The following is a 15,907-nucleotide window of genomic DNA, read 5'->3' on the forward strand; positions in this document are numbered from 1 at the left end:
TAGCTTCGGGGGATTGTTTTTCCGGGGAAATTATTCCGTTATCGTAACGATATATCCGTCCACGTTGTTTCCTGAGACGGCGTAGCCTTTTCCATTGGGGATGGGGATGCCGTTTTTTGCAACATCCTCTTTTATAAAATAAACTTGATAGGTTTTACCATCGCTGGCGGAATAAACAAGGGGATTCTCGGGAGAGAAGCTTCTCAGGGAATCGATATATTCCTCTAAGCAGTATCCCTTTTCCACCATGATCTCTGCGTGGGGAAGGCCCACATAGCGAAAATGCCAGGGTTCATGGTTCACGTTGGTGATGTTGGCTTTGTCCTCAGGATATCGGACCACAAAACCGTACTTCTGGCAATTCTGGTTGATCCAACTATAAATTCCCGTGCCGTCATAATCATCTGATAGGCCGGTATCCACATAAAAGATGGTGAAATCCAGGGCGAGCCCGGTGTGGTGTTCGCTATAACCCGGCCGACTTACCCACATGGCGCCGGCGCTGCCCAAAGCCGCTATTTCATCCTTATAGAGCTGGTTTTGCTTGATTAGATCCCGATAGGCGCTAGCGATCAGAAGATCGCTGGGCCCCTTGGCGCGATGAAAATCCTGGAGCATTTGGTTGAGTAGATCCACGATGCGTTTTTCGATGGTAAGGTTTTTATCCTTTACATTATAGGAATCCTGTTTGTAATCATAAAGGCTTACCAGGTTTTGGTTGGGATCCTCCTGATAGGGGGCCTCTCGATTGACCAATACCAGATCCCCCTGATGAATGGTAATATCGGGAATGATGGTATTGCCATCCTGGGCGACGGGCGCTCCAGCCTGTATCGACGGGTTGTCCGCTTTGGTAGGGCCATCATGATGAAATAGGAACTTGAATCCAACGCAGCCTAGGGCAAAGATGGCACAAAGAAAAAATATGGCGCGCCCAAGCCCTCTTTTTCTAGCTGGGCTGCCATAATATCCTGATCTTCCTTGAAAAGGCTGTCGTTGATTGACGGCTGGTCGGTTCGTTGAGCGAATGGTTTGCCTGTTCTGATTCTGAATAGGCTGTCTCCTTTGTGTGGAGGCTCTGCCTTTCTGGGGCGCAAACCCGCCCTTTCTGTTGGTAGAATATTTAGAATTGCGATACCGCATATAAGCAGCTCCCTTTACGCTCATCGATTTTTCTTAGCTTATACAAAAACATAGCAAAATATAATTGCGATTCAATGACTATATTATTACAATTATATAATATTCTAGCATAAAAGCCCCTCTTGTACAACCTGGGAAAATAGGCTATACTACCCTCACAAGCCAGCTAGCCTTCACTTGGAGTGGTATCGAAGTGGTCATAACGGGGCGCACTCGAAATCTTGCGGGGAGTTGTCCGTTTCGTCCAGCCGGAACCTTGTAACCATGCGGGTTTTACCCGGTTCGAAAATTGAATAAGTTTGCTGTTCTTTCCGTCAGTTCTTTCCAAAGCCCTTTTTCACCGGAAAAAGGCGGGAAAAAACGACGGCTGAGCATATAGGGAGCGGTATCGAAGTGGTCATAACGGGCCTGACTCGAAATCAGGTAGTCCTCACGGGCTCGTGGGTTCGAATCCCACCCGCTCCGCCATCGAAAAATCCAGTAACCATGCGGGTTTCTGGATTTTTTCTTTTTTGTACCCGCTCTAAAAATCACCCGGTTTTAGGCTGTTCTTTCCATAATTTTGGAAAGAACAGCTTTTTGCTTTATTCCCCGCTTTTTTCTGCGCTTTGCTCCCATCTGCTGCCGAAATCTCCCGCTTCGGGAAGGGGCATACCGCTCACCATCGCCTGCGCCGAGGAGAGTTTCGAACTGTAATCCAGATGGGCGTAAATGTTTGCCGTGGTGGAAAAATCCGAATGCCCCAGCCAGTCCTGAATCTGCTTAAGCGGTACGCCGTTGGCAAGCAAGAGGGAGGCGCAGCTAAGAGTAGCCGTTTGGAACAATGGGGATTTATTGCGGAGGTCGAACAAAGTGGCAGATTGCGCACATATGCAAAATCACAGGAATATAGCGGAGATAGCTTTGAAGCACAGAGTGATATAATAGATCAAAGACGGGATGACTATGAAGAAGATCTGAATAGGAATGGCTATAAAGTAGTGGGCATGGCCTTCTACCATACCCATATTTCCGATGAGATAGGAGGAATCTGTGCCATTTGTGGGCAGCCAATCTATCCCTCCAAAAAGGACGCAGGATTTTACTACGACCATAGAAAGACGTATTCAACCCAGTATGTTATCATTCCGAATGGGGGAAGGGTGCTTGTACAGAGGGCAGATATGTCCACCTATGCAGGAGGAAAAGCGACCTATAAGGAAAGCACCGATCCAGATTATCAAACCAATGAGGACATCTATTTGGGTGAGTTTGGACACCATGTTCAAACGATTATGAAGTAAAGGGGTGAAGACCATGAAAAAATGGATGCTGATGATTCTATTGCTGCTTTTAGTCCTGCCATTCCAGATGGCGTATGCTGCACCAGTCAATGAAGAGGAAGATCTACCTTTGATCTTATACGAGATAGAAATGGCAATCGTGGCACGAACGGCGGAGATGCATGGGCAATATGTCTCTGTTGCAGGAACTGCAAACGAACTCACGAAAGAAGGCATGTGCCTATACTTTGATAACCCTGACTTTATCTTTGATATTAAGGAGAACGCGGTTTGGCTGGACAGGTCCTTTATCGACGCTGGGGGAGTGGACGTCCCAATTTCAGAAGGAGAAGAGACGCTTTCCAGGACATTTTTAGCAGAAGGCTATGTGAACCTAAATAACCGAGGGCCAGGAGGAAGATATGCTGCAACGATTCAAGCGGAGCCTGTAACGGAGCCGTTTCTGGGCGACGCCACCAGAACAGGAGGATTGGGAGGAGACCAACGGGAGGATGCGGTGGAGGTTTCCATCTTCCGTCTGATGGCAAATATATGGGAATACCAGGGGAAGTGGGTTAAAACACAGGGAATATGGCGACTAAGTTCACAATCAACGGAAAGTTATGATGTTACGTATTGTTTCAAGCCCTTTATTAGCTCTGGGGTCCCGAGCATAGAGTTTTTACGAGATACCCAGGAAAGCACGCCCATTTTCTATGATCTGCTTCCCTTTATAGAGAACCGTGATGAGCGCCTGATGTCAAAGATAGCCCCTATTGCGGCGGAGGTAACTGGGAAAGTGGTATTGGCAGAGTATCCTTGGAAAAAGCAAATAGAATTTGAAGAAATCATGAGGATCCGGCTGCATCCATTGCGGAAGCAGGAGTTACAGCAAGAGAAAAAAGGAGGCGTCCAATGAAACAGAAAACGCTGATTTTGATTATTATAGCGGTATTCTGCGGGTGCCTTGCGGGGTGTACGGTGGAACCGGTTAAGTTGGAGGCAACGCCGGTTTCGTTTGTCGAAGTGATTGCGCATCCTGAGCGGCATTCGGGAGAGAGTATTGCGGTAAAAGGAGTGTTGAGGAAAGAAGCCGGAGGATATTGTTTGTACTATTCCAGATTAAGCGCGAAGTACAGCAACCCCTTGGATGGTATTTGGCTGGGAGATCTCTCGGATATTGCAACACCAGAAGAATTAGAGGCATGGGATACCTGGTATGTAGAAGTAATAGGAATTGCGGATCATCAAGAACAGGGGCCTGACGGAGTCTATAGCAGTGGAATTCGAGTGAATAAGGTGGACAAACTAGAGCAGATAAACAAAGTAAATTATGAGAATCCCTTAGGGGAGGACATTGTGTTTGAATAAAGAAGTGAGTGCACCGTTTTATAAGCCAAAGTATCCTGTCACTCACCCAGTGACAGGATACTTTGGCTTATATAGACCCTACAATCTAACTTCTCTTTTTTTATATTCCGCAGTCTGTACAGCAATGCTCGTTAAAACGATCTTCATGAACGCTCTCATAAAAGCGATAGCCGCCTGCAAAGTTATAGCATTGAAATCCCTCTTGGGTAAGAATACGACAGGCGAGGTAACTGCGAAGGCCGGATTGACACATGACATAGATGGGTTTTTCCCGATCCAACTCCCCAATCCGCTCCCGCAAATCGTCTAGGGGGATGTGGGTGGTAAAGCCCTGAGCGTGGCCGGATTGATATTCCCAATCGGTGCGGGTGTCCAAAAGGATGACGCTTCCGTCCTGGGGAAGGCCATCGATATCCTCGTAGAAAAACTGCCGAACCTTTCCGCTCAGTACGTTTTCCGCGATAAACCCAGCCATATTGACCGGATCCTTGGCGGAAGAATAGGGCGGCGCATAGGCGAGATCCAAGTCCCGCAAGTCCGTCACCTTCATGCCGGCCTGCATGGCGGTGGAGATGACGTCCAGCCGTTTGTCCACCCCATCAAAGCCAACGATCTGCGCTCCTAGGATTTGCTCGCTTTGCGGATTAAACAACAGTTTTATGGTCATCACCCTGCCGCCGGGATAGTAGGAGGCATGGGAAGCGGGGGAAAGGATGACCTTATCATAGGCGAGCCCCGCTGCTTGAGCTCCTTGCTCGTTGATACCAACAAAAGCGGCAGTCATATCAAAGACCTTCAAAACGGAAGCGCCGGGGGAACCCTTATAACGGCTAGGGATTCCCGCAATGTTGTCAGCCGCGATTCGGCCCTGCTTGTTGGCGGGCCCTGCTAGAGCAATGACCGCCTTATGCTCCGTTACAAGATTGGAGATGGATACCGCATCTCCAACGGCGTAGATGTCCGGATCAGAGGTCTGCATGTGTTCGTTTACCATAATGCTTCCCTTCACGCCAAGCTCCAGCCCTGCTTCCTTTGCCAGAGTGGATTCCGGCAGAACGCCTACCGCGAGAATTCCCATATCCACCTCTATGGGTTCTTGGCCGCTCAAGAGGATCCTGAGCCCATCCGCCGTTTCTTCAAATCCCGCTACATCCTTTTGCAGCAGCAACTCTACGCCGTTTGCCCGCATATGTGCGTGTAAAAAGCTGGCCATATCCCTATCCATAGGAGGGAGGATATGATCCCCTCGTTGGATAAGGTGCACCTGGATACCAAGCTCCCGGAGGTTTTCTGCGGCTTCCACGCCAATGAATCCTCCGCCAATGACGGCTGCCGATTTGACATTTTCCTTGACCGCTTCTTCCCGGATGCGAAGGGTATCCTCCACCGTACGGAGGGTGTGGATTTTGCGGCAATCGATACCGGGCAGGCTGGGCTTTATTGGCAGGGCCCCGGGAGAGAGAAGAAGCTTGTCGTAGCTCTCCTCATAAACGCGCTGAGAGGCAAGGTCTCGGACGGTGACCGTTTTTCGATCCCGGTTGACGGCGGTGACCTCATGGCGCACGCGGGCGTCAATGCGAAAACGCTCCCAGAATCCTTGGGGGGATTGGAGCGTTAAGCTGTTTTTATCCTCTATAACGCCGCCGATATAATAGGGAAGGCCGCAGTTGGCGTAGGAGATATATCCGGAACGCTCAAAGATGATGATCTGCGCCTTTTCATCAAGTCTACGGAGCCTTGCGGCTGCGGTAGCGCCGCCTGCCACTCCGCCAACGATAACAACTTTCATCTGGGGAACCACCTTTCCAATTTCATTTGCCGCAGCGATCCACCTTTTTCCATGCTTTTCAACCAATGGAACCGCCTGCGCTTTCAAAAAGTATGGGCTAACCCTCCAGCATGGCGGTGATCTGCTCTTTGGGTCTGTAACCTACGCTGGCTTTGACCACCTTGCCGCCCTGGACTACCATCACAGACGGGATGCTGACCACCCGGAAAGCCGATGCCAATTCCGGCTCCTCCTCCACATTGATTTTACCAACCTTTGCCTTGCCTTCATATTCCTTTTCGATTTCTTCAATAATGGGGGAAAGCATGCGGCAGGGTCCGCACCAGGCCGCCCAGAAATCCAATAGTACGGGCAGATCAGACTGCAATACTTCCGCTTCAAAATTCTGCTTTGTAATTTTCATATGGTTTCTCCTTTCAAGTACCTTGTACCGATATCATAGGGGAAACGCAGGGTCTTTACCGTGACCAAGTCACAATTCAAAAAGTTTTTGGATGAAGAGTGTAAGGAAGAGATCAGATGTTCCGTAACCCGTCTATATCCTTCAGTAGAACGGAACCCCGCTTGGACTGCACCAGGCCATCGGCGGAAAAACGTTTCAGCATTCGAGCGACGACCTCCCGGGCGGAATTGATCCGTATGGCGATCTGCTCGTGCGTCATGGGAACTTCCAATTTCCCCGTTCGGTCATATTCGCTTAATAGGAAGCGGGAAAGTCGCTGATCCATCTTTGCGAATAGGATCTGTTGCATCGTCCACATCACCGAGGAAAAGCGTTCCGTAGCAAGCTCATAGAGAAAACACCTAACATGAATATTTTCCTGGACCATCTGATGAAACATGGCGGAGTGAATGACCAGAAGATCGCAATCACTTTCCGCCACCATCTGGGTATCAAAGGTAATCTGACGGATGACGCAGGAAGCTGAGAGAACACAGAGTTCCCCCTGGGTTAGTCGGAACAGCGTGATCTCCCGTCCCTCCTCTGAGAGCAAATAGGTCCGAATATCCCCCGCAAGGAGAAGCACCATTCCAAGACAGGCACTTTCGCTGCCAAAGATGACGGCGCCCTTTTGGTAGTGAAGGACAACAGCGCTGTTGGATAGACACTCCTTTTGATCTGGATCGAGATGCTCCCAAAATGGGAGCTTTAAAAGGTGGCTCTTTACGTCGTGCATGGCGTCACTTCCTTACCGATTGTTGTCCTCCGTAAAGCGGCGACGAAACCGCTCGCCGCCACATGGAGATACTGGTTAAACTATTTAAAGAATATTATATATCAAATTATACACCAAAACTCTTTCCGCAAGAATAGGCGTGCCAAGGATGCAACTGGGCGTGGGAAGGGAAACCCAGCATAGAAAAAAACCACCGATCGCTTGTATTTGCTAAAGATAGGCAATATAATGCCGCTCAGAATGGATGGATGTGTGTCGATTCGCGGGGAGGACAGAATGAAGCCAGAAAGACAGACGACGAGCGAACAGAAGGAGCAGGAGAATGCCGCCATTTATGCGAGGCGATGGGAACTGGATCTTTTGGGAAGGGTAACCTATGCTTCCCAGGTGGGTAGTTTGTTTTGGTGCCGGTCTCCCCGATATGGGGAATGTGTGCTGAAAATCGGCAAGGCTCCCGAGGAAACATGGACGGAATACTATGCCCTTTCGGCGGACCGGGAAGGGATCTTCTGCCGGGTATATGAGGCGGATTGTCCCAATGGAGCGCTGCTTTTAGAGCGTATCTCGCCGGGAACACCCCTACGACAGGAGCCGGATCCTTGCCGGCGGATGGATCGCTACTGCACGCTGATCTCCTCTTTGCACCGCCCCTGCAGGCATCCGGAGCGCTTCCCGACCTATACCCAATGGATCCGGCGAGCAGCCCGATCCATAGAGCGGATCAAGGAGTATGGGGAACTGTCCCACCACATGCGGATGGCTCGAGCGCACTATCTGGGGCTGCGGCGGCGATACCGAAGAAACCTTTTGCTGCACGGCGATCTGCACCACGACAACATCCTTCTTGGGGAGAGCGGCTATCGGCTCATCGATCCCAAAGGCGTGATAGGGGATCCGATTTTTGAGATCGGACGGTTTTTGATCAACGAGCCCTATTCGCCATCCGCCGATCCTACCGGGGAAGCTCTGCGGCTGGTTCAGGGCATATCCCGCCGGCTGGCCATTCCTGCCGTCCACGTCCTGGAGGTGTTTTATGTGGAGCTTTGCATGACTACCTGCTGGTTTGTGGAGGACGGCCAAACGCAACAATACGAGGAACGTCTGAAACACATCGATTTTTTGCGGTCCCTTTTGGACGGCCAAAGTAACTGGTCCTAAAGGCTAAGTTGCCTTAAATGGAGCAGAACCATTGCCCCGGTGGAAAGAAGGGAATGGGAGGTTCCTCAACACCATGCTTTGATCAAAGCATGGTGTTTTTTATGAAATCCCCAGGGGAGCTACATATTAATTTATTATTAATTCATAAAATTTCTGTTGACAAAACTATGAGGGACGACTATTCTACTAACAATATTAGCAAAATGCCTAGGAGGTAGGGGATGGAGTATACGGAGCTGGCCGCTCAATTCATGGAGCAGATGGCTGTGCTGGGGCCGGGCCGGCCTCATAAACGGATCAACGAATCCATGCGGGGAGAAGCCTTTGTTTTGCAGTATCTGGATACCCACCAGGGCCCCATTCCGCCTGGGGAGATCAGCGGCGCTATGGGCATCAGTTCAGCTCGGATGGCCACCGCCCTCAATAGCTTGGAACGAAAGGAACTGGTGATCCGAAAGGAGGATCCCAGGGATCGCAGGAGGATCCTGGTGTATATGACGGCCAAGGGGAAAGCTCTTGCGGAGGAACGGTATCGGGAGGTTCTGCAGCTTACGGCGGAGATGCTTTCCCTTTTGGGTGAGGAGGACGCCAAAGAGCTGGTGCGTATTATGGGCAGACTGGTAAACCTTTTGCCGCTGCCCGGAAAGGAAGGGCGTTTTTGATGGGAATCTGGTAATCCTATTTTTACGCCCTGTCTTTCACCGGTCATGAATGGAGGAAATTTGATATGCTAAAAATTCTAAAGCGCCTAAACGCAAAGGAATGGGCGCAGGTGGGGATCAGTTTGATCTTCATCGTTCTGCAGGTCTGGCTGGATCTGAAGCTGCCGGACTATATGTCTGAGATCACCCAGTTAACCCAAACCCCGGGCAGCGCCCTAGGGGAGATCTGGACGGCGGGAGGCAAGATGCTGCTATGCGCCTTAGGGAGCCTAGCTTCGGCCATTGCCGTGGGATTTCTCGCTTCCCGGATCGCGGCGTCCCTGTCCCGACGGCTGCGGAGCATGCTGTTCAATCAGGTGGATTCCTTCTCCATGGAGGAGATCAACCGGTTTTCCACCGCCAGCCTCATCACCCGCTCCACCAATGATGTCACCCAGATTCAGATGCTGGTAACCCTGGGCCTTCAGATGATCGTAAAGGCCCCCATCATGGCGGTTTGGGCGGTGACCAAGATCGCTGGCAAAGGGATGGAGTGGACCATCACCACCGGAATCACCCTGGCGCTTTTAATGGGGCTTATCGCGCTTGTGATGATCTTCGTGATGCCAAAATTTCGGAAGATGCAGGTCTTGACCGACAACCTCAACCGGGTAACCCGGGAAAACCTCACCGGGCTGCGGGTGGTCCACGCCTACAACGCCGAGGGCTACCAGGAGGAAAAGTTTGAAAAGGCCAATCAGGAGTTGACCGCCACCCATCTGTTCACCAGCCGGGGAATGGCTATCCTGATGCCGGTGATGACCACCATGATGAGCGGCCTGTCCCTGGCCATCGACTGGATCGGCGCCTATCTCATCAACGCGGCGGCTATGACCGAGAAACTGACTCTGTTTTCCAACATGGTGGTGTTCTCCTCCTATGCCATGCAGGTGATTATGGCCTTTGTGATGATGGTGATGATCTTCATTATGCTGCCCCGGGCCGCGGTATCCGCCCGCCGGATCAACGAGGTTTTGGATACCGAGCCCACCATCCGGGATGGCCATGCAACGGAGGGCAAACCGGGGATGGAGGGGGAGATCGCTTTTCGCCATGTGAGCTTCCGGTACCCAGGCGCGGCGGACTATGTTCTCCACGATGTGAGCTTTCAGGTTCATCAAGGGGAGACGGTGGCCTTCATCGGCTCTACCGGCAGCGGAAAAAGCACCCTTATCAACCTGGTACCCCGATTCTTTGACGTTACCGAGGGCGAAGTTCTTGTGGATGGTGTAAACGTTAAGGACTATAAGGAAGAAGCCCTATACAATAAGATTGGCTATGTACCGCAGAAGGCGGTGCTGTTCAAAGGAACGGTTGCATCCAATGTTGGTTATGGAGACAATGGCCGGGAGGAGCCCACGGAGGAGGATATCCGCACCGCGGTGCGGATCGCACAGGGCGCGGACTTTGTAGAAAAGATGGAGGGCCAGTATCACGCAGATATCTCCCAGGGAGGCACCAACGTGTCGGGCGGGCAGAAGCAACGCCTGGCCATCGCCCGGGCGGTCTGCCGAAAGCCGGAAATCTATATCTTTGACGATAGCTTTTCCGCTCTGGATTATAAGACCGACCGGATCCTGCGCTCGGTTTTAAAGCAGGAAACCGCCGGAGTTACCAGCATGATCGTGGCCCAGCGTATCGGAACGATTATGGATGCCGATCAGATTATCGTGCTGGATGAAGGCAGGGTAGTGGGAAAGGGGACCCATCGGGAGCTGCTGGATACCTGCGATGTCTATCGGGAGATTGCCATGTCCCAGCTAAGCGAGGAGGAACTTGTATCATGAGCGAGCGGAAAGAAAGACGGCATGGAAGGGGACCCATGGGCGGAGGGCCGCCCCATATGCGGGGACCTGGAGAAAAGCCGAAGAATTTTAAGAAAACAATGGGGAAATTGATCCGCCACTGCAGAAAATACCTTCCAGCCATGCTGATCGCACTGGTGGCGGCCGCTGCGGGCACGGTGCTGCAGATCATTGGTCCCGACTGGATTAAGAGCCTGACCAATGAGATCAGCAAGGGATTACCGGCTTTGGTGAACGGCGTACCGGTGGCAAACAGCATCGATATGACCGCCGTGGCCAATATCTGCTGGACGCTAGTGTTCTTCTATGCTGGCGCTATGTTGCTAAACTTTATCCAGAGTTTTATCATGGCGACGGTGACCCAGAAGGTAAGCCGTGGTCTGCGCACCGACATCTCCAAGAAGATCAACAGATTGCCCCTTCGGTACTTTGATCAAACCAGCTACGGTGACGTGCTGAGCCGTGTGACCAACGACGTGGACACCATCGGCCAGACCATGAACCAGAGCGTCAGTACCCTGGTGACCTCCGTTACCATGTTCTTTGGCGCCCTCTTTATGATGTTCTACAATAGCTGGATTCTGGCGCTGACGGCGGTGGGAGCCAGCCTCATTGGATTCGTGCTGATGATGATCATCATGCGGAGGTCTCAGAAGTACTTTGTGGCACAGCAAAACGAGTTGGGGAACATCAACGGCCATATAGAGGAAATCTACTCCGGGCACAGCGTGGTTAAGGTATACAACGGCAGCAGAGAGGCCCGGAAGACCTTTGAGGAGATCAACAGCAAACTCTATAACAGCGCTTGGAAGTCCCAGTTCCTATCCGGCCTTATGATGCCTCTGATGAACTTCGTAGGCAATTTGGGATATGTGGCGGTATGTGTGGTGGGTGCGACCTTGGCTATGAACGGAGCCATCTCCTTTGGCGTGATCGTAGCGTTTATGATCTATATCCGCCTGTTCACCCAGCCTTTGAGCCAGATCGCCCAAGCCTTCAACAACCTGCAGCGGACGGCCGCCGCCGGCGAGCGGGTATTTGCCTTTTTAGGAGAGGAGGAACTATCGGACGAGAGCGGCAAGGCCCAGCGGCTAACGGACGTAAAGGGCGCCGTGGAATTCCGCCACATGAAGTTTGGATACACCCCTTATAAGACCGTAATCCACGACTTCTCCGCCAAGGTGGAGCCCGGCCAGAAGATCGCCATCGTGGGGCCCACCGGAGCCGGAAAGACCACCATTGTCAACCTGTTGATGCGGTTTTATGAACTGGACGACGGCGAGATTCTCCTGGATGGGGTTCCCACCAACCGAGTCCCAAGGGAGAACGTGCATGAGCAGTTCGGCATGGTGCTTCAGGATACCTGGTTGTTTGAAGGAACCATCCGGGAGAACATCGTCTACTGCAAACCCGGTGTAACCGATCAAGAGGTGGAGGATGCCTGCAAGACGGTTGGATTGCATCATTTCATCATGACCCTGCCCGACGGCTATGACACTGTTCTAAACGACAAGGCCAGCCTATCCGAGGGACAGAAACAGCTCATTACCATTGCGCGTGCCATGATCCAGAACGCCCCCCTTCTGATCCTGGATGAAGCCACCAGCTCGGTAGATACCCGGACGGAGCGGATCGTTCAGGCGGCCATGGATCAGTTGACGGTTGGACGCACCTCCTTTGTTATCGCGCACCGGCTGTCCACCATTAAAAACGCCGATTTGATCCTGGTCATGCGGGATGGCGATATCATCGAGAGCGGCAGCCATGAGGAACTGCTGCAAAAGGGCGGCTTCTATGCCGAACTCTATAACAGTCAATTTGAGGACGCGGCATAACGGCCGTTCAGCAAACGAAAAGCCACGGGTTATAGGGCCGTGGCTTTTTCCATTTTCCCCGCTGTACATATTTCTTCTCCTGGGATAGACACTAGCAAAAACGAGATTCCAAGGAGTGTAATATGGAGCAAAAGCAATCCCTGTACCGCTACGCGGTGCTGGCGGGCAGTTTCTTTCTTATGGCGGTGCCCTTCAGTATTGTAAACACCATCCACAGCCTGTTTATCGTTCCGGTCACCGAGGCCATGGGCATTTCCACGGGGACGTTTTCCCTGCTGTTTACCATCGGCTCTTTGACGGTAGCGGCAACCTCTCCCTTCATCGGGAAACTGCTGGACCGAGTCAATGTGAAGCTGATCATGGGAGCGGGCGCCCTTTTTACCGGTCTGGGCTTTCTGGGCTACGGATACGCCGTGGCCTTATGGCAGATCTATCTTCTTTCGGCGGTCATCGCCCTGGGGCTGACGGCGCTTACCACCATTCCAATTTCCACCCTGTTGACGGACTGGTTTCCCGAAAAGCGGGGAACCGCCATGGGATTCGCTTTTTCGGGAGCGGGGACCGGCACCTTCCTTTGGATGCAGATGGTAAGCCGGATGTTGAGCGGCAGAGGATACCGGTACAGCTATATCACCCTGGGAATCATTATTCTGGCGGTTTCCCTTCCCATTGCCATCCTACTGATGAAACGACGCAGGGGGAATCTGACCAATTCCAAGCTTATGCCGGATCGAAAAGGCGTCCGAAGCATATTTCAGGACCAAACCTTTTTTCGGTTTTCGCTGGGCCTGTTACTGCTGGGGCTGACCATAGCGGGTACCCAGATCCATATCCAGCCCTATCTGTCGGCCAGCGGCTATCCCCTGTCATATAACGCCAACGTAGGTTCCGCTCTGGCCGCCTTTGCGCTGATGGGCAGCCTTGTGGGAGGATTTCTGTTCGACAAGCTGAAGAGCGCCAAGTCGGTGCTCATATTGGGAGGGCTCGCCATAATCAGCTATGTCCTGCTGATGGTATTCCATATCCCGTATGTACCCTTTCTTTTTGCCGGAGTTTACGGTCTCTGTCTGTGCATGCCCTCCCTGCTGCCCTCCTATGGGGTAGGAGAGCTGTATGGCCAGGAGGCATACGCCCAGCGGCTGGGGATGGTCAACCTGGTCTTCACCCTGGGTGGGGCGGGGGGGCCTTTGCTATCGGGGGTTTTAGCGGACAATCTGGGTTACTCCGCGGTATGGATTGTGTATCTGATCCTGGCCGCCGCGTATCTTTTCCTCTTCCAAAGGGCCTTTGAAGGAAATGCAGGAAAAACTGCAAGTTGATTGCAGGATCGGGCAAAAAACCGGAAAAATCCCTGGGACAAGGGGATGATTTTTTTGTTTCATGTAGGATGAAAAATATAAAATTGCAAAAGGCTGTTGCATTCTATGTGGAAGAGGACTAGAATACATATTTAGACCGGGACGCAGTCCAGAAAAGGAGGGAGCAATATGCTGGGATTTGCCATGGGTTTGGTTTGCGGCGTGATAGAATTCCTCCTTCTCCGGCGGTTTGTAGCCGGGATCTCCCAAGGCACGATGCCTCTGTCTTTGATTGCGTACAAATTATTGGTCCTCGCGGTGACGCTGACGGCCTGTGTGCTGCTGGCTCGGGATCAGTTGATCTGGGCGGCCTGCGGAATCGCGGCGCCTTTGATCATCGGCTCCATCGGTCAGATGGTGGTGTCCATTGCGAGCAAGAAAAAAGAGGACCTGGAAAGGGATGTAGAACATGACGGGTAGCGAAACCGTGACCCTGGCCATTGTGCTGGGGTCCCTTGTATTGGCGGTTCTGTGCTTTTTCTGGCGGCGGAAGCTGGTACAAAAGCTGAATGCCCAAGAGGAACCCGATAAGAAGACCAAGCGGAAGAAGCTGTGGGCCACCATTCTGATGGTAGCCATGGGTTGGCTGTTTGCCACCCAGCTCTTGACCTTCCTGTTTGGTCCCGCCGAGGGCGAAGGACTCCATGTGGAGATCGCCGCCAGCCGGGTGGAATTGTTGGGTTTTAGCGTCAGCTCTACGGTAATCACCACTTGGATTGCCATGGGCGGTATTCTGTTGGGGGCGCTGGCCATTCGGCTATTCCTGATTCCACGGATGAAGGATCAGCCTCGGGGACTCCAAAATGTGCTGGAGATCGCCGTGGAAAGCGTGTCCAAATATACCGATGAAAAGAGCGGTCATCTGGGGGAAAACCTGGCTGCCTATATCTTCTCGGTAGCGACGCTGATGATCGGTTGTGCCGTCATCGAGCTCTTTGGCGTGCGGGCACCCACGGCGGATATCACCATGACTTTCGCCATGGCTCTGATTACCTTTATTCTCATCAACTATTACGGCATCAAGAAGAAGGGGGTAGGCGGCCGGATCAAGAGCCTGGCGGATCCCACGCCGGTGGTATTGCCCCTGCGGATGATTTCGGACATCGCGGTGCCGGTTTCTCTGGCTTGCCGGCTGTTTGGCAACATGCTGGGCGGCATGATCGTCATGGATCTGCTGTACAGCGCCATGGGCAATTTGGCGGTGGGCGTTCCCAGCCTGGTTGGGCTGTATTTTAACGCCTTCCACCCTCTGATTCAGGCCTATATCTTTGTTACCCTCACCCTCACATTTATCAATGAGGCTGTGGAATAAAACCATTGAAATTTATTTTAGGAGGCATTTGATATGAATATTGGACTTGTTGCCATCGGAGCCGCTCTCTGTCTGCTTTCCTGCGCCGCCGCCGGTCTTTCCATGGGTCTGGCTACCGGTAAAGCGGTGGATGCCGTTGCTCGCCAGCCGGAAGCGTCCGGCAAGATCAACTCCATCCTTCTGCTGGGCTTGGCGTTGACGGAATCCACCGCCATCTACGGCTTTGTAAGCGCGTTGATCATGATGTTTACCCTGGGCGCATAACCCGAAGGAGTTGTTATAATGGATATTAACCCTGTGGATATTCTCATCCATATCATCAATATCCTGGTGCTGTTTGTGCTGCTTCGGCTTTTGATCTATAAGCCGGTGAAGAAGTTCATGGACGAGAGAAGCCAGCGGATCCAGAAGGAGATGGACCACGCCAGCGAGATCTCCGCCCAGGCCGAGGAGCTTCACGCCCAGTACCAGGCGGATCTTGCTGACGCCGACGCCACCGCGCAGCAGGTGGTGCGGGAGGCCGCTCAGAAGGCCAACGAAACGGCCCAGGAAATCCTTCGCGATGCGAAAGCCCAGGCTGGGCAGATGGTGGAGGACGCCCGGGTAAAGGCCGAGGCCGAGCGCGCCCGTGCCCTTTCGGATATGGAGGACCAGATCGCCGACCTGGCGGTGGATATGGCCGGCCACATTCTGCAGCGTGAGGTCAAGCTGGAGGACAACAAGGCCGTTGTCAAGGATTTCTTCCAGAAGGTAGGGTGATGGTATGCTGACTGGAACCCTGAAAATCGCGCCGCCCTATGATGAGGCGGAGCTCCAGTCCATCCAGGAGGGTTTTGAAACGCTCCTGGGGACGGCCATCCAATTCCGGGTGGTGGAGGATCCATCCTTGATCGGCGGGTTCTCCGCGTTTATCGACGGCAAGGTGTACGATGGCAGCCTGTCCGCCCAGCTGGGCGGCATGCGCCGGCATCTGGCCCACTGAGGACGGTGAAACT

17 protein-coding genes, 1 tRNA gene and 1 pseudogene are annotated in these 15,907 nt (G+C 52.5%); 14 read left to right on the top strand and 5 right to left on the bottom strand.

Annotated features, from left to right (window positions below; translation table 11 throughout):
- Window positions 1–30: 30 nt before the first annotated feature.
- Window positions 31–1,143 carry a M15 family metallopeptidase gene (locus tag KP626_RS00795; RefSeq protein ID WP_395977404.1) on the bottom strand — a complete coding sequence of 371 codons (1,113 nt, stop codon included), beginning with the start codon at window positions 1,141–1,143 and terminating at the stop codon, window positions 31–33.
- 379 nt (window positions 1,144–1,522) lie between these two features.
- On the opposite strand from KP626_RS00795, the gene KP626_RS00800 reads away from it, so the two are divergent.
- A tRNA-Ser gene (locus tag KP626_RS00800) sits at window positions 1,523–1,611 on the top strand.
- Window positions 1,612–1,727: 116 nt separating this feature from the next.
- Here KP626_RS00800 and KP626_RS00805 read toward each other — a convergent pair.
- Window positions 1,728–1,946: pseudogene (locus tag KP626_RS00805) on the bottom strand (tyrosine-type recombinase/integrase); the annotation flags it as partial.
- Window positions 1,947–1,958: 12 nt separating this feature from the next.
- Here KP626_RS00805 and KP626_RS00810 point away from each other — a divergent pair.
- From KP626_RS00810 to KP626_RS00820, 3 genes are read left to right on the top strand one after another with little or no spacing between them, the layout of a single operon-like run.
- On the top strand, window positions 1,959–2,426 hold the full coding sequence (locus tag KP626_RS00810; protein WP_395977406.1) for a hypothetical protein: 468 nt from the start codon (window positions 1,959–1,961) through the stop codon (window positions 2,424–2,426).
- Window positions 2,427–2,439: 13 nt separating this feature from the next.
- Window positions 2,440–3,324, top strand: coding sequence for a hypothetical protein (locus tag KP626_RS00815; RefSeq protein ID WP_395977408.1), 885 nt, complete (start codon window positions 2,440–2,442; stop codon window positions 3,322–3,324).
- Window positions 3,321–3,776, top strand: coding sequence for a hypothetical protein (locus KP626_RS00820; protein WP_395977410.1), 456 nt, complete (start codon window positions 3,321–3,323; stop codon window positions 3,774–3,776). Before KP626_RS00815 ends, KP626_RS00820 begins: the two co-directional genes overlap by 4 nt.
- 100 nt (window positions 3,777–3,876) lie before the next feature.
- Here the strand turns inward: KP626_RS00820 and KP626_RS00825 are convergent, their stop codons facing one another.
- The 3 genes from KP626_RS00825 to KP626_RS00835 all read right to left on the bottom strand — a co-directional run bounded on the left by KP626_RS00825 (window position 3,877) and on the right by KP626_RS00835 (window position 6,743).
- Complete coding sequence (locus KP626_RS00825) at window positions 3,877–5,565, bottom strand: FAD-dependent oxidoreductase (protein WP_395977412.1); 1,689 nt, start codon at window positions 5,563–5,565, stop codon at window positions 3,877–3,879.
- A 97-nt stretch (window positions 5,566–5,662) separates the two neighbouring features.
- Complete coding sequence (trxA, locus tag KP626_RS00830) at window positions 5,663–5,968, bottom strand: thioredoxin (protein WP_395977414.1); 306 nt, start codon at window positions 5,966–5,968, stop codon at window positions 5,663–5,665.
- Between the two features lie 112 nt (window positions 5,969–6,080).
- Window positions 6,081–6,743, bottom strand: a complete 663-nt coding sequence (locus tag KP626_RS00835) for a Crp/Fnr family transcriptional regulator (protein WP_395977416.1) — start codon at window positions 6,741–6,743, stop codon at window positions 6,081–6,083.
- Window positions 6,744–7,019: 276 nt separating this feature from the next.
- On the opposite strand from KP626_RS00835, the gene KP626_RS00840 reads away from it, so the two are divergent.
- From KP626_RS00840 to KP626_RS00885, 10 genes are all read left to right on the top strand, one after another.
- Window positions 7,020–7,901 carry an aminoglycoside phosphotransferase family protein gene (locus tag KP626_RS00840; protein WP_395977418.1) on the top strand — a complete coding sequence of 294 codons (882 nt, stop codon included), beginning with the start codon at window positions 7,020–7,022 and terminating at the stop codon, window positions 7,899–7,901.
- Window positions 7,902–8,122: 221 nt separating this feature from the next.
- On the top strand, window positions 8,123–8,563 hold the full coding sequence (locus KP626_RS00845) for a MarR family winged helix-turn-helix transcriptional regulator (RefSeq protein WP_395977420.1): 441 nt from the start codon (window positions 8,123–8,125) through the stop codon (window positions 8,561–8,563).
- A 65-nt stretch (window positions 8,564–8,628) separates the two neighbouring features.
- Window positions 8,629–10,389, top strand: coding sequence for an ABC transporter ATP-binding protein (locus KP626_RS00850; protein WP_395977422.1), 1,761 nt, complete (start codon window positions 8,629–8,631; stop codon window positions 10,387–10,389).
- Window positions 10,386–12,242 (top strand): ABC transporter ATP-binding protein, encoded by a 1,857-nt coding sequence (locus tag KP626_RS00855; RefSeq protein WP_395977424.1) that lies wholly within the window; start codon window positions 10,386–10,388, stop codon window positions 12,240–12,242. Before KP626_RS00850 ends, KP626_RS00855 begins: the two co-directional genes overlap by 4 nt.
- 122 nt (window positions 12,243–12,364) lie before the next feature.
- Window positions 12,365–13,561, top strand: a complete 1,197-nt coding sequence (locus KP626_RS00860; protein ID WP_395977426.1) for an MFS transporter — start codon at window positions 12,365–12,367, stop codon at window positions 13,559–13,561.
- Between the two features lie 168 nt (window positions 13,562–13,729).
- Window positions 13,730–14,020: a hypothetical protein gene (locus KP626_RS00865; protein ID WP_395977428.1), complete on the top strand. Its 291-nt coding sequence runs from the start codon at window positions 13,730–13,732 to the stop codon at window positions 14,018–14,020.
- Window positions 14,010–14,912, top strand: coding sequence for a F0F1 ATP synthase subunit A (locus tag KP626_RS00870; protein WP_395977430.1), 903 nt, complete (start codon window positions 14,010–14,012; stop codon window positions 14,910–14,912). The genes KP626_RS00865 and KP626_RS00870 overlap by 11 nt, the downstream gene beginning before the upstream one ends.
- 33 nt (window positions 14,913–14,945) lie before the next feature.
- On the top strand, window positions 14,946–15,176 hold the full coding sequence (atpE, locus tag KP626_RS00875) for an ATP synthase F0 subunit C (protein WP_395977432.1): 231 nt from the start codon (window positions 14,946–14,948) through the stop codon (window positions 15,174–15,176).
- 18 nt (window positions 15,177–15,194) lie between these two features.
- Entirely contained in the window at window positions 15,195–15,671 is a 477-nt protein-coding gene (gene atpF, locus KP626_RS00880; RefSeq protein WP_395977434.1) for a F0F1 ATP synthase subunit B, read from the top strand.
- Between the two features lie 4 nt (window positions 15,672–15,675).
- Complete coding sequence (locus KP626_RS00885) at window positions 15,676–15,894, top strand: F0F1 ATP synthase subunit delta (RefSeq protein WP_395977436.1); 219 nt, start codon at window positions 15,676–15,678, stop codon at window positions 15,892–15,894.
- The last annotated feature ends 13 nt before the right edge of the window (window positions 15,895–15,907 follow it).

This window comes from Christensenella sp. MSJ-20, from assembly GCF_044357945.1.
Taxonomy (GTDB): Bacteria; Bacillota; Clostridia; order Christensenellales; family QAND01; genus QAND01.

Excerpts from the sequence above, each read along its gene's own strand:
- atpE (WP_395977432.1), top strand. The coding sequence starts at position 14,946 with ATGAATATTGGACTTGTTGCCATCGGAGCCGCTCTCTGTCTGCTTTCC.
- KP626_RS00815 (WP_395977408.1), top strand. The coding sequence starts at position 2,440 with ATGAAAAAATGGATGCTGATGATTCTATTGCTGCTTTTAGTCCTGCCA.
- KP626_RS00820 (WP_395977410.1), top strand. The coding sequence starts at position 3,321 with ATGAAACAGAAAACGCTGATTTTGATTATTATAGCGGTATTCTGCGGG.
- KP626_RS00855 (WP_395977424.1), top strand. The coding sequence starts at position 10,386 with ATGAGCGAGCGGAAAGAAAGACGGCATGGAAGGGGACCCATGGGCGGA.
- KP626_RS00845 (WP_395977420.1), top strand. The coding sequence starts at position 8,123 with ATGGAGTATACGGAGCTGGCCGCTCAATTCATGGAGCAGATGGCTGTG.
- KP626_RS00885 (WP_395977436.1), top strand. The coding sequence starts at position 15,676 with ATGCTGACTGGAACCCTGAAAATCGCGCCGCCCTATGATGAGGCGGAG.
- KP626_RS00860 (WP_395977426.1), top strand. The coding sequence starts at position 12,365 with ATGGAGCAAAAGCAATCCCTGTACCGCTACGCGGTGCTGGCGGGCAGT.
- KP626_RS00840 (WP_395977418.1), top strand. The coding sequence starts at position 7,020 with ATGAAGCCAGAAAGACAGACGACGAGCGAACAGAAGGAGCAGGAGAAT.
- KP626_RS00865 (WP_395977428.1), top strand. The coding sequence starts at position 13,730 with ATGCTGGGATTTGCCATGGGTTTGGTTTGCGGCGTGATAGAATTCCTC.
- trxA (WP_395977414.1), bottom strand. The coding sequence starts at position 5,968 with ATGAAAATTACAAAGCAGAATTTTGAAGCGGAAGTATTGCAGTCTGAT.
- KP626_RS00795 (WP_395977404.1), bottom strand. The coding sequence starts at position 1,143 with ATGCGGTATCGCAATTCTAAATATTCTACCAACAGAAAGGGCGGGTTT.
- KP626_RS00835 (WP_395977416.1), bottom strand. The coding sequence starts at position 6,743 with ATGCACGACGTAAAGAGCCACCTTTTAAAGCTCCCATTTTGGGAGCAT.
- atpF (WP_395977434.1), top strand. The coding sequence starts at position 15,195 with ATGGATATTAACCCTGTGGATATTCTCATCCATATCATCAATATCCTG.
- KP626_RS00850 (WP_395977422.1), top strand. The coding sequence starts at position 8,629 with ATGCTAAAAATTCTAAAGCGCCTAAACGCAAAGGAATGGGCGCAGGTG.
- KP626_RS00825 (WP_395977412.1), bottom strand. The coding sequence starts at position 5,565 with ATGAAAGTTGTTATCGTTGGCGGAGTGGCAGGCGGCGCTACCGCAGCC.
- KP626_RS00870 (WP_395977430.1), top strand. The coding sequence starts at position 14,010 with ATGACGGGTAGCGAAACCGTGACCCTGGCCATTGTGCTGGGGTCCCTT.